Source organism: Nodosilinea sp. FACHB-141, from assembly GCF_014696135.1.
Classification (GTDB): Bacteria; Cyanobacteriota; Cyanobacteriia; order Phormidesmidales; family Phormidesmidaceae; genus Nodosilinea.
Genome location: NZ_JACJPP010000011.1, coordinates 326,473 through 345,746 on the forward strand (window position 1 = coordinate 326,473; position 19,274 = coordinate 345,746).

General features: G+C 56.8%; 19 protein-coding genes and 1 pseudogene. 11 read left to right on the forward strand and 9 right to left on the reverse strand.

Annotation, left to right across the window (positions count from 1 at the left end):
• Positions 1 to 2: 2 nt before the first annotated feature.
• Complete coding sequence (locus H6F59_RS10045) at positions 3 to 1,964, forward strand: response regulator (protein WP_190698449.1); 1,962 nt, start codon at positions 3 to 5, stop codon at positions 1,962 to 1,964.
• A gap of 92 nt (positions 1,965 to 2,056) precedes the next feature.
• On the opposite strand, the gene H6F59_RS10050 is transcribed toward H6F59_RS10045, so the two are convergent.
• Positions 2,057 to 2,740: an SDR family oxidoreductase gene (locus H6F59_RS10050; RefSeq protein ID WP_190698452.1), complete on the reverse strand. Its 684-nt coding sequence runs from the start codon at positions 2,738 to 2,740 to the stop codon at positions 2,057 to 2,059.
• Positions 2,741 to 2,900: 160 nt separating this feature from the next.
• On the opposite strand from H6F59_RS10050, the gene H6F59_RS10055 reads away from it, so the two are divergent.
• The 3 genes from H6F59_RS10055 (at position 2,901) to H6F59_RS10065 (ending at position 4,344) form a co-directional block, all read left to right on the forward strand.
• Positions 2,901 to 3,455, forward strand: coding sequence for a hypothetical protein (locus H6F59_RS10055; RefSeq protein ID WP_190698455.1), 555 nt, complete (start codon positions 2,901 to 2,903; stop codon positions 3,453 to 3,455).
• A 512-nt stretch (positions 3,456 to 3,967) separates the two neighbouring features.
• Positions 3,968 to 4,105: a hypothetical protein gene (locus tag H6F59_RS10060; protein WP_190698458.1), complete on the forward strand. Its 138-nt coding sequence runs from the start codon at positions 3,968 to 3,970 to the stop codon at positions 4,103 to 4,105.
• Positions 4,102 to 4,344: a DUF2811 domain-containing protein gene (locus tag H6F59_RS10065; protein WP_190523104.1), complete on the forward strand. Its 243-nt coding sequence runs from the start codon at positions 4,102 to 4,104 to the stop codon at positions 4,342 to 4,344. Before H6F59_RS10060 ends, H6F59_RS10065 begins: the two co-directional genes overlap by 4 nt.
• 230 nt (positions 4,345 to 4,574) lie before the next feature.
• On the opposite strand, the gene H6F59_RS10070 is transcribed toward H6F59_RS10065, so the two are convergent.
• Positions 4,575 to 5,318: a hypothetical protein gene (locus tag H6F59_RS10070; protein ID WP_190698461.1), complete on the reverse strand. Its 744-nt coding sequence runs from the start codon at positions 5,316 to 5,318 to the stop codon at positions 4,575 to 4,577.
• Positions 5,315 to 5,956: a ParA family protein gene (locus tag H6F59_RS10075; RefSeq protein ID WP_190523108.1), complete on the reverse strand. Its 642-nt coding sequence runs from the start codon at positions 5,954 to 5,956 to the stop codon at positions 5,315 to 5,317. The genes H6F59_RS10070 and H6F59_RS10075 overlap by 4 nt, the downstream gene beginning before the upstream one ends.
• Before the next feature lie 394 nt (positions 5,957 to 6,350).
• Between H6F59_RS10075 and H6F59_RS10080 the strand changes: the two genes are divergently transcribed.
• The gene (locus H6F59_RS10080; protein ID WP_190698464.1) at positions 6,351 to 6,983 is read left to right on the forward strand and encodes a DUF1003 domain-containing protein; all 633 of its coding nucleotides are present in this window, start codon (positions 6,351 to 6,353) and stop codon (positions 6,981 to 6,983) included.
• A 7-nt stretch (positions 6,984 to 6,990) separates the two neighbouring features.
• Here H6F59_RS10080 and H6F59_RS10085 read toward each other — a convergent pair whose 3' ends face one another.
• Complete coding sequence (locus H6F59_RS10085; RefSeq protein WP_190698467.1) at positions 6,991 to 7,353, reverse strand: response regulator transcription factor; 363 nt, start codon at positions 7,351 to 7,353, stop codon at positions 6,991 to 6,993.
• A 118-nt stretch (positions 7,354 to 7,471) separates the two neighbouring features.
• Complete coding sequence (locus H6F59_RS10090) at positions 7,472 to 8,374, reverse strand: ABC transporter permease (protein ID WP_190698470.1); 903 nt, start codon at positions 8,372 to 8,374, stop codon at positions 7,472 to 7,474.
• 262 nt (positions 8,375 to 8,636) lie between these two features.
• Between H6F59_RS10090 and queG the strand changes: the two genes are divergently transcribed.
• On the forward strand, positions 8,637 to 9,617 hold the full coding sequence (gene queG, locus H6F59_RS10095; protein WP_190698473.1) for a tRNA epoxyqueuosine(34) reductase QueG: 981 nt from the start codon (positions 8,637 to 8,639) through the stop codon (positions 9,615 to 9,617).
• 46 nt (positions 9,618 to 9,663) lie between these two features.
• Positions 9,664 to 10,545 (forward strand): tetratricopeptide repeat protein, encoded by an 882-nt coding sequence (locus H6F59_RS10100; RefSeq protein ID WP_313887172.1) that lies wholly within the window; start codon positions 9,664 to 9,666, stop codon positions 10,543 to 10,545.
• Positions 10,546 to 10,570: 25 nt separating this feature from the next.
• On the opposite strand, the gene ppk2 is transcribed toward H6F59_RS10100, so the two are convergent.
• Together ppk2 and alaS are read right to left on the reverse strand one after the other, a co-directional pair.
• A complete protein-coding gene (gene ppk2, locus H6F59_RS10105) occupies positions 10,571 to 11,515 on the reverse strand; it encodes a polyphosphate kinase 2 (protein WP_190698476.1) in 945 nt (314 codons plus the stop codon).
• A gap of 38 nt (positions 11,516 to 11,553) precedes the next feature.
• Entirely contained in the window at positions 11,554 to 14,205 is a 2,652-nt protein-coding gene (gene alaS, locus H6F59_RS10110) for an alanine--tRNA ligase (protein ID WP_190698479.1), read from the reverse strand.
• 338 nt (positions 14,206 to 14,543) lie between these two features.
• Between alaS and H6F59_RS10115 the strand changes: the two genes are divergently transcribed.
• A complete protein-coding gene (locus H6F59_RS10115; protein ID WP_190698481.1) occupies positions 14,544 to 14,816 on the forward strand; it encodes an acylphosphatase in 273 nt (90 codons plus the stop codon).
• Here the strand turns inward: H6F59_RS10115 and H6F59_RS27580 are convergent.
• A pseudogene (locus H6F59_RS27580) lies at positions 14,813 to 14,939 on the reverse strand (FtsW/RodA/SpoVE family cell cycle protein); the annotation flags it as partial. The gene H6F59_RS10115 and the pseudogene H6F59_RS27580 sit on opposite strands and share 4 nt — an antisense overlap.
• A 335-nt stretch (positions 14,940 to 15,274) precedes the next feature.
• On the opposite strand from H6F59_RS27580, the gene H6F59_RS10120 reads away from it, so the two are divergent.
• The 3 genes from H6F59_RS10120 to H6F59_RS10130 are packed head-to-tail and all read left to right on the forward strand — an operon-like array spanning position 15,275 to position 17,852.
• The gene (locus H6F59_RS10120; protein ID WP_190698484.1) at positions 15,275 to 16,357 is read left to right on the forward strand and encodes a hypothetical protein; all 1,083 of its coding nucleotides are present in this window, start codon (positions 15,275 to 15,277) and stop codon (positions 16,355 to 16,357) included.
• Entirely contained in the window at positions 16,357 to 16,917 is a 561-nt protein-coding gene (locus tag H6F59_RS10125) for a hypothetical protein (RefSeq protein ID WP_190698487.1), read from the forward strand. The genes H6F59_RS10120 and H6F59_RS10125 overlap by 1 nt, the downstream gene beginning before the upstream one ends.
• Positions 16,918 to 16,973: 56 nt before the next feature.
• On the forward strand, positions 16,974 to 17,852 hold the full coding sequence (locus H6F59_RS10130) for a hypothetical protein (protein ID WP_190698489.1): 879 nt from the start codon (positions 16,974 to 16,976) through the stop codon (positions 17,850 to 17,852).
• Between the two features lie 155 nt (positions 17,853 to 18,007).
• Here H6F59_RS10130 and rodA read toward each other — a convergent pair whose 3' ends face one another.
• Entirely contained in the window at positions 18,008 to 19,267 is a 1,260-nt protein-coding gene (gene rodA / locus H6F59_RS10135) for a rod shape-determining protein RodA (protein WP_190698492.1), read from the reverse strand.
• Positions 19,268 to 19,274 lie beyond the last annotated feature (7 nt).

The window sequence follows — 19,274 nt, forward strand, 5'->3', positions numbered from 1 at the left end:
CCATGGTTCCCCAAGCCCCTATCCATGTTTTGCTGATTGAGGATAACCCCGGCGATCGACGGCTGATGCAGGAACTGCTGCGGGAGGTGACCTCAGTTGCCATCCAGCTCGACTACGCCGATAGCTTGGGTCAGGGCATGCAGTACCTCAAGCAGAGTCCCTTCGACGTCGTGCTGCTAGACCTTTTTCTGCCCGACAGTCAGGGGTTTGCCACCTTCACCCAGCTGCACCAGCAGGAGCGCAAAACACCGATTATTGTCACTACCGGCCTAAACGATGAAACCCTGGCGCTCAACGCCGTGCAGGCTGGGGCCCAAGATTATCTCGTAAAAGGCCAGATCACTGGCGAGCTGCTAGTGCGCTCAATTCGCTATGCCATTGAACGCAAGCGGGCGGAGCAAAAGATCCGCGAGCAAGCGGCGCTGCTCGATATTGCCACCGATGCCATTCTCGTTCGCGACGGGCAAAACCAAATTCTATTTTGGAATCGGGGCGCGGAGCGGCTGTACGGGTGGACGGCGACAGAGGCCCTGGGGCAGAAAGCCACCGAGCTGCTCTATGCCGACGACAATTCAGTGCAAATGCAGCAGATTCAGCAGCAGTTACTGCTCGACAATGAATGGCACGGGGAACTCAATCAAATCACTAAAACCGGACAAGTTATCACCGTTGAAAGTCGGTGGACTCTGGTGCGTGACGACGATGGTCAACCCCAATTCATTCTGGTGGTGAACACCGATATCACTAGCAAAAAACAGCTAGAGGCACAATTTTTTCGCGCCCAGCGCTTAGAGAGCATCGGCACCTTGGCCAGCGGTATTGCCCACGATCTCAACAACATTTTAACCCCCGTCTTAGCCACCTCTCAGCTTCTACAAATGGAGTCATTCCATCAAGATGAGCGCAGCCTAGAACTGCTCCAGCTTCTAGAGATAAATGCTCGACGCGGCGGCGATATTATCAAGCAAGTGTTGTCCTTTGCTCGGGGGGGTGAAGGCAAAAATGTGATTTTGCAAGCTGGACATGTGGTTCGTGAAATTCAACAGATTATTCGCGGCACTTTTCCTAAATCTATCGAGCTGCGAGTAGATACCTCTATGGACCTTTGGCCCGTTGTGGGCAACGCCACCCAGCTCCACCAAGTGCTGATGAATTTGTGCGTTAACGCCCGCGATGCCATGCCCCAAGGGGGAACCCTAAAAATCTCGACAGAAAACCTCACCTTAGACGAAGCTTGTACCCGCACAAATCTCGATGCTAAAGCCGGAAGCTATATTGCAATCACCGTTGCCGATAGCGGCAGCGGCATTGCGCCTGAGCTTCTCGATCGCATTTTTGAACCGTTCTTCACGTCTAAAGAAATTGGCAAAGGCACCGGGCTGGGGCTGTCAACGGTGCTAGGAATTGTGAGGAGTCATCACGGCTTTATTACCGTCTCCAGCCTACCCAATCAAGGCACTGAGTTCAAGGTTTTCCTACCTGCGGTTAGGGTAGCTGACCCCCCAGCGCGGAATCCTGCCGAGGTCTGGCTCGGCAATCAAGAGCTGATTTTGGTCGTCGATGATGAAGCCCCCATTCGGGAGGTGACTCAAGCCACCCTAGAGGCTTACAACTATCGCGTGATAACGGCCTGTGATGGTCTTGATGCGATTGCTCTCTACGTTCAACATCAACACGACATTCGCCTGGTGATCATGGACTTAATGATGCCCGCTTTGGATGGGGCTACCACCTGCCGAGTTCTACACAAACTCAACCCCCAGGTGCATATAGTTGCTGTCAGTGGGCTGCCGCAGCAAAATGCTGAGCCGACCTCCATTGCTGTCGAAATTGAAAGTTTTTTACCCAAGCCCTACACCATTGACGAGTTACTTCAAGTCGTAGGTGAAGCGCTGAAGCCTAAGGGATATCGGCAAGCAGGTTTTGCCCGCCAGGTTAGCATTGGCTGCGGTGAAAGCGAGTGAGCTGGGAGGGCAAGCGAGGCAGGGAGGAAAGAAGGGCACGACTAAAAACTGCCGCTCTCCCCGAATCCTTTCCTTCTCTCATCCCCTATTCCCTACCCCGGCACCGTCAACGCGCGCCCATTATCCGAGGGTTGAAGGTTGAGAATATAGGGTACCGCCGCCTTTGCCCAGGTAGCGATAGGCGTATAGGCCGCAGCATCGTCGCCATAGCAGGTTTCGAGCATGGCGGTGTGAATAATGCCGGGGTTGAGGGCTACTGCCGCCATCCCCGCCGGTAGCTCCTGAGAGAAGGCTTGGGTCAGCCCTTCTATTCCCCATTTGGTGGCACAGTAGGGGGCAAATTCTGGTGAGGTCGACCGCCCCCAGCCGGAGCTAAAGTTGACGAAAATGCCCGATCGCTGCTCGACCATGGGCGGTGCAAAGTGGCGAATGACATTGACGGTGCCGTTGAGGTTGACTGCAACCACCGCGTCAAACTCTTCAACGGGTACGCTCCACAGGGGGGCCGGATGGTTGACCAGGCCCGCATTGTTGATCACCAAATCGGGCAGGCCATTAGCGGCGATCGCCTCCCTAGCCCAGGCTGCCACCGCTGCGTCATCGCGAATGTCGACCGCCGTGAATTGATGGGGGGCAGGGTACTGCGTCGTCAGGTCGGTGATGGCCTCGGTCCGGCGAGCACAGCCTGATACCCGATGGCCTGCTGCCACAAAGCCATCGACCATGGCTCGACCCAACCCTTGGCTTACTCCAGTGATGACGATGTGTTTGCCCATGGTGTAGGTGCGCTCAGGGATAGTGCGATCGGACGATTCCGCCCCAGACTATGGCTGAGCATGCCTTAATCTGGCCGTGGGCGCAAGGGGCGGGCTATGTCAGGATGAAATGAACACGGGGTATAGACAAACCCTGGAACGTGGATACGGAAGCATCGTAATGGGCAACTGGAGATTGAGACTACGGCAGATACCGGTAGTGGTGGTGCTCTGCCTGGTGCTGCTAGGGCTGTGGGGCGCGAGTCGGCCCGCCCCTAGCGCCGTGGTGTGCGATCGCGCCGCCCCTGGTCAAGTCTACTGCCGGGCTACCCCACCGCTCCCCTGGGCCTGGCTGCCGAGTCAGAGCTTTTTGCTCGACGATGTGGCGATGACCTCAGAGCTGTGCGACAACAACCCCCACGGCGGTGTGCGCTTTTGCCACCGGCTGACGCTGCTGGGAGCAGATCATCAGATCACTCTGCCAGAGGTGCGTACGCCGCTATCGGCGGCGGCCCTAAGGGAGCAACTGCGCCAGTTTGTCGCCGGTGAGGGCAGCCCCCACCTGAGCTGGTCTAGCCCTGGCAGCGGCGTGCCCTGGCGCACCCTGGTGATTGTGCTACTGCTGGTGGCGGCTAGCTGGGCTCTGTGGGATGTGCGCTGGCCACCCATGGCTCCCTCTCCCTTAGCCCTCGATGGCGCAGTGCCCGCCCGTCGCGCAATTGATACAAAGGATTAATATCGCCCAAAGGGCCTAACCATCAGCTAGAGCAATGCCCGAGACTCTTGTCAAGGGATATGCCGACAAAACGTTACAAAACAAAATATCTAAAAAGGCTTTTCCCCAGGTTTTCCCCAGGTTCAACCGACTTTTCCCCAAGTTTTCCCCAGGAGTTCACGTTAGAGCACGGGCTTGGGCAGCCCTGTGGAAAACGGTATTTTCTTCAGCAGCGATCGCCTAGTCGGCAGCCTGCCTGCCCGCCTGCTGCTGGGGATCGCTAGAACCCCTACTCCGTCGTTGGAACCCTAGGCTGCTAGCTCAAACAGGCCTGTAAGGCAAGATTGACAGTATCCGAGGAGTTCGGCAAAATGATGCGACTGGCAGAGCCGAGTACCGCGCTCCCCGGTCCGAAAGGCCCGTCTCTGGGTTCTTATAGGCTGGCTTATAGCACTCCGGTTTCGCCCTGGGCAAAGTTAGTCCAGATAAATCCCCATGTTCTTTTAGCAGACAGAGTGTTGCATCGGCAGGCGTTGAATCTTTCACGCCTGGTTGCTGTGGGCGGCTTTATGCTGCCCATCCCAACGGCTGGCTTCAACGCCGGTCCGCTGGATTTCGTCCCGCCGCGATCGCTACAGTTCATCTCCCCCTACCAAGGCAGCGCCCTATGACCCTCAACGTGAGCACTCCCAAAGTTAGCCTCATGGCAGAAGTGCCGGAAGACCTCTATAACGCGCTTCAGGTCTACCTAGATGCCAACCCCGCCTGGAGCCAGCACCGCGTATTCTGCGCCGCCCTATCGCTGTTTTTGATGCAGAGTAACCAGGGCGATAGTCAACGAGCGGCCGCTAAAGGCCGTCGTGATGTCAACCGCATCTACCTCGATGCCCTGTTTGACTACACTATCTAGCGGCAAGTAGGCTAGCCGACCACGGGCTAGTACTTGACCAGGCTAATTGTGACAAGCTCTGACGGCCAGGGTTTAGGGTTCAAGGTTTAGGGCGGGTCGTGAACCCTAAACCTTGAACCCTTAGTAACCGGTCACTTTTGGCTTGAGAGATTGCTAGATTGCGATCGCCCGTGATCTGGGTTTGAGGTGCAACTCTAAACGTCATACCTCAAACCCCGAGTCTTCTGTCCTTAATCAACCCAGCCAATATCGGAATCGGTCAACATCGGGTTGGGCTGCCCTTTTTGGATGGCGTACTCCGGCACCCCCCGATGGTAGGTAGGTCTATCCTTAGCTTCCATGGGGCGGCGGGGCGTGATGTCTGCCCCAGAGGTGCGACGCGTTGCCGGAGCCGGAGCCGCAGGGGAGGCCGGGGTATCGGCTAGCTTCAGAATGGTTTTCTTGGCCTCATCCAGCTCGGCCTGGGTTTTGGTCAACGCCTCGGCCTTAGTCTTGGTTGCTGCCTCTGCCTGATCGAGGCTGTCCTTGAGCTCAAATAAACGGCCCTGTTGGGTTTCGAGATCTTTCTGCAGCCCGGCAATGATTTTCTCGAGCTGAGCCTTGTCTTTCTCAGCAGTGGCCAGGTCTTTTTCTAAAGCACTCACCCGCTGGGCTAGGTCAACATCGGGGGCGATCGGAGCCTCTGCTTTGTCCTCGGGCTTAGCCGTCGTGACCTCGGCCTCGGCCTGGGGCTTAGCCGCAGCAACATCCGCCTTTGCCTTAGGGGCAGGCGTTGCTTTATCCTCGAGCTTAGCCGCCTGGCGGCTGGTAGCGGTGCGGCGAGAAGACCCAGACCGGGAAGCGCGGCGGCTGGCCGTAGCCTTAGGGGCTACAGGCGCTTCGTCAGCCTCAGTTTGAGGGGCGATCGCAGGGTCTGGGGCGTCAGCCTTGTTCACTTCTTCTTTAAGTAGATCGGAGAGGCTTTTTTTCGTCATGGCTGGGTCCAGTCTCGCTGTAGTTCTTCGGCAACTCGGCAGTAGTCAGAACGGGCCTCCTGGCTGTTTTTGCCGCGCCACTTGAGCACCGGCAGCCCCTCTAATGCGGCCCGCTCGTGAGCTTTGTAGGCACGAATAAACGCATTACAGGCGGGAATTTTTAGCTCCAGTAGGGTGTTCTGGGCTTCAATGGCTTCGCCGACGCTGCGGGAATCCACCTTCGTCAACAATACTCGATGGGATACCCCGCTGGGCGATACCGCTTCATTCACTGTAGTAATCAGCACGGCCAAATCCATGGGGGCCGGTGGTGTAGGCAACAGCAAATAATCCGCCGCTGGAATCACCGCCGCCAGGGTCGCTGACCCCAGCGCCGGCGGAGTATCCACTACGATCAGGTCATGGGTATGCTCCTGCCTGAGTCGTTTCAGCCGAGCTGGGTTAAATTCTGCTTTTACCTCAAACCCCAGCTCAACCGGGCTGCGCCCCGTCCACCACAGGGCCGACCCCTGGGGGTCAGCATCGACTAGCAGCACTGATCGCGTCTCCGCAAACACCGCTGCTAAGTTAACGGCGGTCGTGGTTTTGCCCACCCCTCCCTTACCGTTAAACACCGCTAACACAATCGGGCTAGCCAATTAAAGTTCCTCCTCAGGAGATGTGGCCAAAGCCTCTAGCAAGCTGACTACCAGGATTTTTCGAGGACAGATCAGCTAGAGCAAGCGCTGCATTGCTCGTTTCTTAGAGCCACGCCAACGCCTCAACCTACGGAATAGTACTGCAAGCTTGCTCGAACAGCATATCCAGATTTGCCCTATTCCCTAAAAACCTCGTCGTCTAACCCCCACCCATCCCCCTGCCCCCTTGATAAAATACAGCCACCCTAGTCGAGATCAGGCCCAGGGCGCAGCATCATGCCGTAACTGGCTGTGGCTGCCTCCTGGGGCTATTTGAGGCGATCGCTTTTGGATCTCCAAAAGCGCCCTATCGATATCGAAAGCTTATTACTCCTAACCGCTTACCCAATCTCCCATGGCTAATTCCACCGAGTCACCTGCCACTACGTCGTCAAGGACCTGGTTTAGCCGTCGTCCTAAGCAGCGCATTTTGACGGCTCCGCTGCCTGCCCCCATTGCCGAAAACATTGAAGCAATTATTGCCATTCACCGCCAGGAGGCCGAGAAGGCCTCGACCACCGAGCAAATTTTGGAGGTGGTGGCCTCGTGGTTTAGTCGACCTGGGTTCTTGTACCTGCTGCTGCTGAGTCTAGGCCTGTGGCTGGGTGGCGATGCGCTTAACCACGCCGGTCTGCTGCCCTTCGAACTACCCACCTTCGGCTGGGCGGACCAGGGACTAGATGCAGCGTCGCTGCTGATCTCGACCGGGGTGCTGATTCGCCAAAACCGCCAGGAAAGCTTTGCCGAACAACGCACCCAGCTGATGCTTCAGCTCAACCTGCTGTCAGAGAAGAAAATTGCCAAAATCATTGCGCTGATAGAGGAGCTGCGGGAAGACCTGCCCGATATCGTGCAGCGCTACGACCACGAGGCCGCTCTCATGCAAATCTCCACCGATCCCCTGGCGGTGCTAGAGGCGCTAAAAGAAAACCTGGAAGAAGAAGTATTGGTAGAAAAAGAATCTAAAGAATCTGTAGAGGGTATCTAACCGAGAGCTAGCGCAGCAGCTGCTTGACGGTGCTGATCATATCGGCAGGGCGAAAGGGCTTGGTGATGTAGGCATCGGCCCCCTGCTTCATGCCCCAGTAGCGGTCAAACTCTTCGGCCTTGCTAGAGCAAATAATGACGGGAATATTTTGGGTGGCGGCGGAGTTTTTGATCCAGCGGCAGAGCTCGTAGCCATTCATGTTGGGCATGACAATGTCGAGCACCACCAGATCGGGAGGCGTCGCCTGAATCATCTCCTGGGCTTCTACGCCGTCTTTAGCTTCTACTACGGTCAGGCCCGCCTTAATCAGCAGCCCGGCAATCATTTCTCGCAGGGTTGAACTGTCATCCACAATTAGCACTGTACTCATACCGATGCCTCGCTGACGGTATGCAGACCGCCCATTGCTCCGTAGCTATTATGGCCAATTTGGGCAGACTCTAACACTTTATTTGAGGACGGCATTGCAAGAGGGGATGGAGGAATAGCTAGCGCAGCGAAAACTTGCGAACTGCCAGCAAGCTGCCAATCAACCCCACTAGGGTACCCAGTCCCAGCAGTGCCGCAGGCAGCAAAATCAGCTGTTGGGGCGTTAGCCTCAACCCCTGCACCACAAACTGAATGAAGTCGGCTTGCTGGGTAGCTAGCTCGGTTAAAAAGCGCTGAATGGCAAACAACAGCCCCCAAGCTACGGTGGCCCCAGCCAGACCAAAAGTCGCCCCCTGCAAAATAAAGGGCAAGTAGATCCAAATGCGGGTGGCCCCGACTAGCTGCATGACCTCGATCTCGCGCTTGCGGGCCAGCACAATCAGGCGAATGGTGGTGGTGATGACGGCGGTGGCGGTGAGGGTGAGAATAGTGATGACAAACAGGCTCGTCCACTTGAGCCCGTCATTGAGCTGGGCCAGGCGGGTGACGGCTTCATCGACGTAGCGCACCTCGTCAATGCCGTCGAGGCTTTGGAGCTGACTGGCGATCGCCGGCACCGACTCAGAATCTTTCGCTTTGACCTTGAGCTCGTCGACTAAGGGGTTGCCCTTGAGCTGATCGGTGGCCCCGGCAATGTCAGACAGACCCAGGTCGGTCACCAGAGACGCCCAGGCTGCCTCCTTGGTCACCGGGGTCACCGCCACTACGTTGGGAAAGCCCTCGACTACCGGCTGTAGATCGCTGGCCTGAAAGCCGCTTTCTAAATAGGCCGATACCTCCAGCTGGCTACCAAACTGGTTCAGCAGTCGCTCTAGCTGCCAGGTCGATTGCAGGCTAATGCCAAATAAGAACAGCAGCACGGTGATGGTGCTGATGGCCGCCCAGTTCATCCAGCCGCCGCGTCGCAGCCCCAAAAAGGTTTCGCGCAGCAGGTAGTCGAACTTGGTGAAAAGCTTAAACATAAGTGCCCTTGCCTGGGTGAGTTGGGCTGACGGTAATTGAACCGACAATAACAGATATGGGGGGCAGCACCCGATGCCAACGCTAACTACAGCATGGTACAAACTATGCTCTGTTCCTAACCTTGTCAAGGGGCATTCGTGATTCGCAACTGAGGTGGCTTGGGTCGGCTACTCTGAACCGAGCCCCAGGCCCCCCTTAAGTAGGACTAGGCAGTAGTTAATATTTAGAAGGAATCTAAGTATTTTGAGGATGGACCTGTCAATGTCTGAAGCGGCTGGCTTGCCCGATCGCCAGGCGGTGATTGACCAGGCTCTAGCCCTGGGGTTTCACCTGGTGGGCATTGTGGCGGTGGGCCCTGAGCCGAGCCCCGCTGAAACCGCCGCCGTGGGTCACCTGCAAACCTGGCTCAACCAGGGCCACCAAGCCGATATGGACTGGATGGCAAACCCCCGACGGCAGGACATTCGTCAGGTACTGCCGGGGGCGCGATCGCTGATTTGCTTAGCCCTCAACTACTACACTCCCCATCGCCATTCCCAAAATCCGAGCCACGGCAAAATCTCGCGCTACGCCTGGGGTCGCGATTATCACCGGGTGCTGCACAAGCGCCTCAAAGCTCTGGCCGACTGGCTGACGACCGCTGGGGAGGGGACGGTTCAGGTGCGCTACTACGCCGACACTGGCCCGGTGCAAGACAAGGCTTGGGCGCAGCAGGCGGGCCTGGGTTGGGTGGCCAAAAACGGTAACCTGATCACCCGCCAGTACGGTTCTTGGGTGTTTTTGGGGGAGCTGGTGACGACCCTACCCCTGGCTCCAGACCAGCCCCACACTGCCCACTGCGGCACCTGCACCCGATGCTTAGAGGCCTGCCCCACCGGAGCGATTACCCAGCCCTATGTGGTTGACGCCAACCGCTGCATTGCTTACCACACCATTGAGAATCGGGACGAAGCGCTGCCGGAGGCGATCGCACCTCACCTGCAAAACTGGGTGGCGGGCTGCGACATTTGCCAAGATGTCTGCCCCTGGAACCAGCGCTTTGCCCAGCCCACCACTGTCGACGAATTTCAGCCTCGGCCCGAGAACCTGGCCCCAAATTTAGATGACTTAGCTAATCTATCAGAAGCGGATTGGGACAGCCGATTTCGGGCTTCGGCCCTGCGGCGCATTAAACCGGCCATGTGGCGACGCAATGCCCAAACCGCTCAGAAGTGGTCGAGTGACCCTAACGCTGACCCGTAACCAAAGTACACTCTTATATAATTCTGCTGTCTAACCTGCGAACGCCGTGCTAAAACGCTCTCTCCTGCCCCTGCTCACCCTTTGTGGATTGCTTGGCGCTACCCTGCCGGCCCACTCCCAGGCTTTGACCCCCTATGTGCTGCCCCTCGACTACGACCTGATGACTGAGCAGGGGCAGTTTCTCGCTAACGAGGCCCAGCAGCTGGCAGAGTTTCAGCAGTTTGGGCGAGCGCTCGCCCTGGCACAGCTGGCGGCGCAACTGGCTCCCAACGATGGTCAGGTCTTGGCCCTGCTGGGCGGTCTCTATCTGCAAAACAGCGAGGTCGATAAGGCGCTACCGCTGCTAGAAGAGGCCCGCACTCTACTGCCCGAGAACGCCCGGGTGCTGTTTGCCCTAGGCTCGGCCTACCTGCAGCAAGACAACCCTCAGTTGGCCTCCAGCTATCTAGAGCAGGGTTTGCAGATTGAGCCCAACAACCCCAGCGCTCTGTTTGACCTGGGCAACACTTACTTTAAGCTGGGTCAGTATCCCCAGGCGATCGCCCAGTTTGAGCAGTCGGTGGCGGCAGAACCCGACTTTTGGCCCTCAGTGAACAACATTGGTCTGGTGCTCTACGAGCAGGGCGAGGCGCAACGGGCCGTGGAGTACTGGCGCTCCAGCCTGGAGCTAGCGGGCAATGAGCCCGAGCCCAAGCTGGCGATCGCAGCGGCCCTGCACGCCCAGGAAAACTGCGGGGTAGCAGTCCTTAGAGCTAGCAGCGCCGCCTGCCAAGAGGCGCTACGCCTGGGCACCGAAGCCCTGGAGCAAGACAGCCGCTACGCCGACATCGAATTTTTGAAGACCAACCTCTGGGGCGATCGCTTGCTAACCTCTACCAGCGCGTTCTTTGAGGTGCCTGACATCAAAGCCCTGATTGCCGAACTGTAGCTACTGATGGCAGGTTGCCGACCGATCAGTAGCGCTGGGGCACAAAAAACTGCTCGTTGATCGGGGGGCGCTCGTAGTCATCCGGCGCGCTGCGGCGCGGGGTTAGCTCCAGGGGCTCAGGGGTCATATCGACGTAGTCGATCTTGCTGAGAATGTGGCTGATGCAGTTGAGCCGGGCCCGCTTTTTGTCGTCGGCTTCGACCGTAAACCAGGGCGCTTCAGGAATGTTGGTGTGGGCAAACATGGCGTCTTTAGCCTGGGAATACTCCACCCAGCGATCGCGCGACTCCAGATCCATTGGGCTAAGCTTCCAGCGGCGGGCCGGGTCAGTAATGCGCGACTGAAATCGCCGCTCTTGCTCGTCATCGCTGACCGAAAACCAATACTTCAGCAGAATGATGCCCGATCGCACTAGCATGCGCTCGAACTCAGGGCAGGTGTGCAGAAACTCGTCGTACTGGGCGGCGGTGCAGAAGCCCATCACATGCTCAACCCCGGCCCGGTTGTACCAGCTGCGGTCAAAGCAGACAATTTCGCCGGCGGCGGGCAGGTGAGCCACGTAGCGCTGAAAGTACCACTCGGTTTTTTCGCGATCGCTCGGTGTTCCCAGGGCCACCACCCGGCAGCCGCGTGGGTTGAGCGGCTCGGTGAGACGCTTAATGGTGCCACCCTTGCCCGCCGCATCGCGCCCCTCAAACAAAATGACGATGCGGGTGCCGGTGTGCTTGACCCAGTACTGCATTTTCACCAGCTCCACTTGAAGGTGAGCCAGCTCTTTCTCATAGAATTTGCTGGTTAGCTTCGAGCTGCCTTCCGACTCAGAGATGAAGTGAAAGACAGGTGGCTCCAAGCCTTTGGCACGATCTTTTTTGCGCTGCTGCTTGGCCTTCTTTTTGGCTTTTTTCGTCTTTTTGGAGGAGTTAGAGTCCTCGGTGGTTCCGAGGTCGGCTGAGGCTTTGCGATCGCCCATGGGTGTTGCCCTAATAGACTGTCGCTATGAGCTTAACGTTAGACCAACGTCTCTAGCAGCTGTGCCTTAGCACTTGCCAACGCCTCCGGCAGCTTGCTGGCATCGCGCCCGCCCGCTTGGGCCAGATTGGGCCGCCCGCCACCGCCGCCGCCAGTGAGCTTGGCGATGCCGCCGATGAACTTGCCCGCTTGGAGCTTTTGCTCAATCACTTCTGAGCTGAAAGCGGCAACCAGGCTAACTTTCTCGGGTTCGGGCACGGAGCCCAGCACCACAGCCCCAGCTCCCAGCTTTTGCAGCAGGCGCTCGGCGGCGGTTTTGAGGGCTTCGGCGCTGACCCCTTCAAGCTCAGCCACGATGACTTTGAGAGAGCCCACGGCTTCGGCACTATCGAGCAGCTGGTCAGACTTCAGCACCGCCAGTTCAGACTTCAGTGCCTCTAGCTCTTTTTGGGCGGTCTTGAGGTCGGTTTGCAGGGTGGTGACGCGATCGCTCAGCTCCTCGGGCTTGGCTTTAAAGCGATCGCTCAGATCCCGCACCACGGCGTCGCGCACGTTCAGGTACTCCAGCACAGCGGGGCCAGCGACGGCCTCAATGCGGCGGGTGCCTGAGGCCACCCCGGCCTCGGAGATGATTTTGAACAGACCAATTTCAGCGGTGTTGCTGACGTGGGTGCCGCCGCACAGCTCCATCGACACGCCGGGGAAGTCGATGACGCGCACCTCGGCGCTGTACTTTTCGCCAAACATGGCGATCGCGCCCTTAGCCTTCGCTTCTTCCAGCGCCATCACAGTGATCTCCCCCTGGTGCCCCTCGGCGATCCAGCTGTTCACCTGTTCTTCGACCTGCTGCACCTCGTCAGCCGTCAGCGCACGGGGGCAGTTGAAGTCAAACCGCAGGCGATCGAAGGCGACCAGAGAACCGGCCTGGGAAATATCGGGGTCTACCAGCTTTTTCAGCGCCGCTTGCAGCAGGTGGGTGGCGGTGTGGTTGGCTTGGGCGCGGCGACGGCAGGCGCGATCGATTTGCGCGGTGACCTGATCGCCAACGCTTAGCGAACCCCGCTCGACCCGGCCGAAGTGGACGAAGAAATCGCCGTCTTTTTTAACATCGTGGACGCGGATCAGCAGATCATCGCCCGACAGGTAGCCGCGATCGCCCACCTGACCGCCCGACTCGGCGTAGAACGGGGTCTGGTTGAGCACCACTTGGGCTTCCTGCCCCGCCTCAATCTGCTCCACCGACTTTCCGCCGACTAACAGCGCTTCAACTTTGCTGGCGCTGGTGGTGTCTTTGTAGCCCAAAAACTCAGTGGAGTGAATGTGCTCGGCTAAGGAATCGAGGCTACCCTGCACCGTCAGGTCGATGGTTTCGTGGGCGTCCTTCGAGCGCTGGCGCTGTTCTTCCATCGCCGTTTCAAACCCGGCCACATCCACCGATAGCCCCTGTTCCTCAGCGATTTCCTGGGTCAGCTCTAGGGGGAAGCCGTAGGTGTCGTAGAGCACGAAGGCATCGGTACCAGCAATTTGCTTGGTTTCAGACTGACTTTCTCGGTTGAGCAGGTCGGTCAGCAGCTTTTCGCCCCGCTCTAGGGTTTCCAGAAAGCGGGCTTCTTCGCGATCGAGTTCGGCTTTGATCACCGTCTCGCGCTGCCGAGTATTAGGGAAGGGTTCCTCCGCTAGCTGAATGGCACTCTCAGCTACCTTGCTAATAAACGCCCCCTCAATGCCAATCAGCCGCCCGTGGCGCACCACCCGACGAATCAGCCGCCGCAGAATGTAGCCCCGCCCTACGTTAGAGGCGGTAATGCCATCGGCAATCATGTGGACGACAGCTCGCACGTGGTCACCAATCACCTTCAGCGAAACCTTGGTTTTCTCGTCAGATTTGCTGTAATCAAGCCCCGCTAATTCTGCCGCTGTCTTGATGATGGGCAAAATCAGGTCGGTCTCGTAATTGTTGGGCACCTGCTGCAAAATTTGGGCCATGCGCTCTAGGCCCAGGCCGGTGTCAATGTTCTGGTTTTGCAGCGGAGTCAGGTTGCCCTCGGCATCCCGGTTGTACTGCATAAACACCAGGTTGTAGAACTCGATGAACCGCGAGTCGTCTTCCAGGTCGATGTGATCGTCGCCCAGCTCGGGGTGGAAGTCGTAGTAGATCTCCGAGCAGGGGCCGCAGGGGCCGGTGGGGCCAGAGGTCCAGAAGTTGTCAGCCTCATCCATTCGCTGAATGCGGTGGGCAGGAATGCCGATCTGGTCGCGCCAGATGGCAAAGGCGTCGTCGTCTTCGCGAAAGACGCTTACCACCAGACGCTCGGCGGGAAGGTTGAACACTTTGGTAGAAAGCTCCCACGCCCAGGCGATCGCCTGCTCCTTGAAGTAGTCGCCAAAGCTAAAGTTGCCCAGCATCTCAAAGAAGGTGTGATGGCGCGCCGTGCGGCCCACGTTCTCAATGTCGTTGGTGCGAATGCACTTTTGTGAGGTGGTGGCGCGATCGACATCCGCCGGGCGCTGACCGAGGAAGATCGGCTTGAAGGGCAGCATGCCGGCAATGGTGAGCAGCACCGTGGGGTCTTCGGGCACCAGGGATGCGCTCGGTTTAATGGCGTGCCCCCGCGCCGCATAAAACTCCAGAAACGTCTGGCGAATCTCTGCGCCGGTCATCGTAGTGGAAGAGGTGGGGGACTTTGCCATGGAACGGGGGAAGGGGTGGATGGGTAAGGGGGTGGATGGGTAGGCGAGTCAGGGAAGCAACCGTAGGGTGCATCCGCAACGCGATGCACGGCCCTGGGAGCTTATAAATATCCCAAACTTCTATTTTGACCGATGATTGCAGATTGCGAAGCTAACTGGGTCAGATATTTGTGCAGAAGGGCGCGATCGCATCAATCTCGGTATCGGTGGCCCTCAGTCGAGTGGACTGAGGGCGCATTCCTGGGCAGCGGTTGCGATCGCCAGGGCGTGAGGGGTACGGGGTAGAGCAAACGCCCTATGCGAAAATCTTGGCGTGATCAACCTATAGACCAGGGATTATGGAACAAATTCGAGCGGTGATTCGTGGGACTGTGCAGGGAGTTGGGTTTCGCTATCACACCTGCCAGACAGCCCAACAGCTAAAGGTTAAGGGCTTTGTACGCAACCAGCCAGATGGCACCGTTGAAATTGTGGCAATGGGTACCAGCGACCAGCTCAAGGCTCTACTGCACTGGGCTCATCAAGGACCAGTGGGTGCCCGAGTTACTGGGGTAGAGACTGAACCTTATACAGGATCAGCTCATTTTGATAGCTTCACCATTGAGCGCTAGCCGCTGTGTCTAATGTAATGAATCAAAAGCAGCGCCGAGCGCCCGTAGCTCCAGCCCCAGCAGCGGAATGCCTGTAATGTAAGCCAGGCCAATGGTCATACCAATGTTGATCATCACCTGAAACTGTGTAGCTGATGGCAGTAGTTGACGTCTGTCAGCTACGGGTTGCTCTCTAAACCTGCGTCAAAGCGATCGCCGCCTCTCCACCCGTGCGATCTACCCCTATAGATTCTTTTATCTACCTCCATAGTTTCATCAAGGTCGTCGCTGAGCTTGATAGGGTGACAGTGAATTCAAACGGTAGCAAAGAGCAGCTAGAAACCCCTTTCCTAGACCTCTGTATCGTTTCGCTCTTGAGGTGAGAAGAAGTTAGTTTTGTTTCGAATTCATAACAATTACTGACACCATCATCAATCAAAAGCATTACTCAAAAATCATCAACAAAATCAGGAGTCTCTATGAATAGCGATCGACAAGTCACAATCCAAAATCAGACTGATGCTGAGTCCGTCAGCCCTGCAACAAGTTTTTCACCCACCGTCAAGGTTCACGGTGAAGTGCCCCCAACCAACGTCTATGAGGTAGAGGCTAAACCCGCGATCGACGCCGAAGTCAAAACCGAAGTGAAACCAGAGCAGAGCCCACCCCAACCAACCCAGGAGAGTCAGTCTAACCCAACGCTGACCCGGTTATTGGTTGGTGGCCTAGTAGGCGGAACCCTAGGCACACTGGCTGCTGCTTTGGCCAATCGCAAAACCTCTAAGGGCTTTGACCACAGTGCCCAAGGGGTAAGCCGCGCCTTTAAAACCATTGGTCAAGGCCTGAGCCAGGCTGCCCAAGGAGTCGGTGACGCCGCCAGGAGCGTGGGTGAGGGTGCAACTTACGCCGTAGTGGGCTCGGCCCAAGATGCCGCCCAGAGCATCACGACAGGCACCCAACAGGTGAAATCGACCACTGCCGACGTGGTGCATACCACGACTGAGAAGGTGAACCAAACGGTTAAAGGCGCAACAGCGGGCATCACTGAAGCGGCTCAACAAGTAAAGACCACCGCGGCTGAAGCTGTTCACTCTACGACTGAGCAGATCAACCACACTGTTAAGGACATTGCTGAGGGCATCACTGAAGGGGCTCAACAAGCAAAGACCACTGCGGCTGAAGCCGTTCAACCTACGACCGAGCAGATTAACCAAACCGTTAAGGACATTGCTCAGGGCACTCAGCGCCCGATGTCTAATGATTCAACGGTTGAACAACCCGTTTTAGTGGGTAATCAAGCCGTCATGGGTTCTACCTCAGAGATGGCTGATATTTTAGCGGTTGATGAACCTGCTTCAGAAATGAGTGATGTATTAGATGTCATTGAGGCAGAGACTGTCAATCTTGACGACTGGAAATCAGAGGCTGAAATTCAAAGCGGTGTAGACGATTCCACCTCAGCCAACAAATTTGTTCAAGAAGAAATTACGATTTCTCCCCAGCCCTCTGCCTCTCTAGGGTTTGAGGCCACTCGCCCCAATGAGAAGCCAAGGAGAAAATAATGTCTACACCTAACGATGAAACCGTCACTACCAGGAACGGGAATCAAATTTCTCCAACGGTCGAGGATGAGTCTGATTCCTCTGAGCGAAATGTCGGTCCTAACAGTCAGGCGTTTACTAAGGTGGCCATTGGGGCTTTGATAGGGGCCACCCTAGGGGGTATTGCCGGCGCCTTGACCAACAGAAGCGTTGTCGATCGCATTAACACCTCTGTGCGGGGAGTTGGCAATACCGTTAGAAAAACGACTGCTGGAATTGACGAAACCGTTAAAGGCGTGGGCGATGCGGTCCAAAGTGTTGCGGTTGGGGTCAATACGACCGCCAAGGAGATCAACGAAGCGGTGCGAGAAACAGCTGAGGGTATTAGCGGAACTGTAAAAAGTACCGTTCATACTGTGCAAAACACCGCTGATGAGGTTCAGGAGACGGTTGGCAGTACGGTGAACACCGTTAAGAGCGTAGTGGAGGAAACCACTGCGTCTGCCAATCTGGCACCGGAGGCCGAGCAAGCGACGCTCTATAAGCTAGTTCCTGTTACTGGCAATAAACCCAATGCCTAACTTCGAGCAACAAAGGGCACCCCAATGAACCCTATCGGCACGGCAGGACGTCGATTATGAGCTGGCTATCTCGACTGTTGATCAGAAAAAAAGTGCCAATCTGTCAGCCGACGACAGCCTCGCCGGTTTCCCCAAGCCCACCACCGGAGTCGATGGCTCAGGTGGTGGTTGAGGAAACCATTATGGCGGTGGCGAAATGGTTGATCAGCCTGGCAAATCGCACCTTCGAAACGCAAGCAACCTCGCCAAAACCAGAGCCTCCCCCGCCGGCCGACCCAGCTGAGGAGCAGGTGGCCAATGCCGAGGCTCCACCACTGGAAGAGACCAACCAAGCGAGTGTGGTAGACCAGCTGCTGGCAAAATTTAGCGTTTTGATTGAGGAAGCTTGCGATCGCACCCAGTCAATTGCCCTGCTTGAAAGCCGCCTTCAGGAGCTTGAATCTGCTCGGCAAGGCACTCCAGATTGGCAAGACTCTATTCAACTTCTCAATCAGGCGGTGGTCAAACTTGATGGCCGCCTCAGCCAAGTCGAGAAGATATTGCAACAGGTTGACCTGGGCACGATTTCAGAGACTTTAGCAATCTCTCTAGAAAACGAGTCCCACCTTCAGCAGTGGGCCCAAACCTCGACCCAGCAAATGGCTGAATTTAGCGTTCGCTTAGACACCATCGAAACCGCTGCTGAAACAACCGAGGAGCAGCACCGCGCCAATCTGCATAAAATCTTTCAGGTAATTCAACCTACCATCCAACAAACAACGGCTCTTGAAGGGCGTGTTTCCTATTTGGAGAAAGTAGTCACTCAATTGAGACTGGTGCCTAAGTTCGTAGAGAGCAACCACCGCTCCATTACTACCCTGCAAAATTACCTTAAGCAGGTTGAGAGCAACTCAGTTTCAATCGGAAACGGGAACGGTGGCCAAAAAGGACTGTAGGTAAACCAGCTAGACCAACTCATGCTTGAGAGCCCCATAGAGACGGTTCCACAATCTGCCGCTTCTTACAGAACTGAGCGGTCCCTCGGTCGCTAGGTTCAGCGCTGATAGGGTTCGTCTGGCAAGGGTGAAGGTGGAGAATTTAGGCGATCGCCCTAATCTGTAAACTTCAGGCGATGGCGAAAGTTTGCCACTGACTCCACCATGCCTAGGGCAATAAAGTTTGTCAGAAGTGCCGATCGCCCGTAGCTCAGCCAGGGCAGCGGAATGCCGGTAATGGGCGCCAGACCAATGGTCATACCAATGTTGACCACCACCTGAAACGTAATCATTGACAACACCCCAATTGCTAGGAGTGAACCAAAGTCGTCTTTAGCGTTTTGGGCAATAATCACCAAGCGATAGCAAACTAGCCAGTAGGTGAGAATTACCACCATCGACCCCACAAAACCCCACTCTTCGCCCACCGCCGAAAAGATAAAGTCGGTGTGCTGCTCAGGAATAAAGTTGAGCTGAGTTTGGGTGCCGTTGCCCAAACCCTGGCCCCAGAGCTTACCCGCCCCAATGGCAATGCGCGACTGAATCAGGTGGTAGCCACCCCCCAGCGGATCTTTGTGCGGGTCGAGAAATAACACCAGACGATCTTTCTGGTAGTCCTGCAACAGGCCCCACAGCACGTCGCCCAGTTTGCCTGCAATCAGGTTCACCGCCGTGGCGACCACGGTGCTAAACCAGCGCCAGGGCAGCGTAAACCAAGCAGTCAGCCCCATAGCCAAACTCCACACCAGCCAGCCAGGTAGCACCAGGTGAAACATAATCGCCGCCACTAAGGGCGACACAAATAGCACCAACCAGCCGGGGTTGCAGTTGGCCCAGTAGAGCATGCCTAGGGTAATCGCCCCAAACACCAGCGAAGTCCCTAGGTCAGGTTGAACGAAGACAAGTACCCACGGCAGCACAATGACGGCGATCGCACTGCCAACTCCCCAAAGCGTGGAGGCGTCGCGGCGGCTGAGCATTGCCGCCAGGGTAATAATGATGCTCAGCTTGGCAAACTCTGAAGGCTGCACGTAGAAGCCGCCCAGGGCAATCCAGCTCTGGGCACCGCCGCCCACGGTGCCGATAAACATCACCGCCACCAGCAGCAGATTGACGATGCCGTAGATAATCCACTGCCAGTTGAGCAGGTGCTCGTAGCGACTGCGGGACACCCACAGGGCAATGCTCAGGCCAATCAGTCCCAGCACGCCATGGTTCAATCCATAGTTGCCGTCAACTGTGTTGCGCTGAATGCTATGAATGACAACCGCCCCAAAAGCCGTGAGCGCCACGGGCAGCGCCACCAGCACCCAATCGATGCCCTGCCAGCCTACCGCCAGCGATCGCCACTGCTTTTGCGCATCGGTTAAAAACATTGCCGTT

Bases quoted from the DNA above. Each gene is read 5' to 3' on its own strand.
- H6F59_RS10045 (WP_190698449.1), top strand. From the start codon at position 3: ATGGTTCCCCAAGCCCCTATCCATGTTTTGCTGATTGAGGATAACCCC.
- H6F59_RS10050 (WP_190698452.1), bottom strand. From the start codon at position 2,740: ATGGGCAAACACATCGTCATCACTGGAGTAAGCCAAGGGTTGGGTCGA.
- H6F59_RS10055 (WP_190698455.1), top strand. From the start codon at position 2,901: ATGGGCAACTGGAGATTGAGACTACGGCAGATACCGGTAGTGGTGGTG.
- H6F59_RS10065 (WP_190523104.1), top strand. From the start codon at position 4,102: ATGACCCTCAACGTGAGCACTCCCAAAGTTAGCCTCATGGCAGAAGTG.
- H6F59_RS10070 (WP_190698461.1), bottom strand. From the start codon at position 5,318: ATGACGAAAAAAAGCCTCTCCGATCTACTTAAAGAAGAAGTGAACAAG.
- H6F59_RS10080 (WP_190698464.1), top strand. From the start codon at position 6,351: ATGGCTAATTCCACCGAGTCACCTGCCACTACGTCGTCAAGGACCTGG.
- H6F59_RS10085 (WP_190698467.1), bottom strand. From the start codon at position 7,353: ATGAGTACAGTGCTAATTGTGGATGACAGTTCAACCCTGCGAGAAATG.
- H6F59_RS10090 (WP_190698470.1), bottom strand. From the start codon at position 8,374: ATGTTTAAGCTTTTCACCAAGTTCGACTACCTGCTGCGCGAAACCTTT.
- queG (WP_190698473.1), top strand. From the start codon at position 8,637: ATGTCTGAAGCGGCTGGCTTGCCCGATCGCCAGGCGGTGATTGACCAG.
- ppk2 (WP_190698476.1), bottom strand. From the start codon at position 11,515: ATGGGCGATCGCAAAGCCTCAGCCGACCTCGGAACCACCGAGGACTCT.
- alaS (WP_190698479.1), bottom strand. From the start codon at position 14,205: ATGGCAAAGTCCCCCACCTCTTCCACTACGATGACCGGCGCAGAGATT.
- H6F59_RS10115 (WP_190698481.1), top strand. From the start codon at position 14,544: ATGGAACAAATTCGAGCGGTGATTCGTGGGACTGTGCAGGGAGTTGGG.
- H6F59_RS10120 (WP_190698484.1), top strand. From the start codon at position 15,275: ATGAATAGCGATCGACAAGTCACAATCCAAAATCAGACTGATGCTGAG.
- H6F59_RS10125 (WP_190698487.1), top strand. From the start codon at position 16,357: ATGTCTACACCTAACGATGAAACCGTCACTACCAGGAACGGGAATCAA.
- H6F59_RS10130 (WP_190698489.1), top strand. From the start codon at position 16,974: ATGAGCTGGCTATCTCGACTGTTGATCAGAAAAAAAGTGCCAATCTGT.
- rodA (WP_190698492.1), bottom strand. From the start codon at position 19,267: ATGTTTTTAACCGATGCGCAAAAGCAGTGGCGATCGCTGGCGGTAGGC.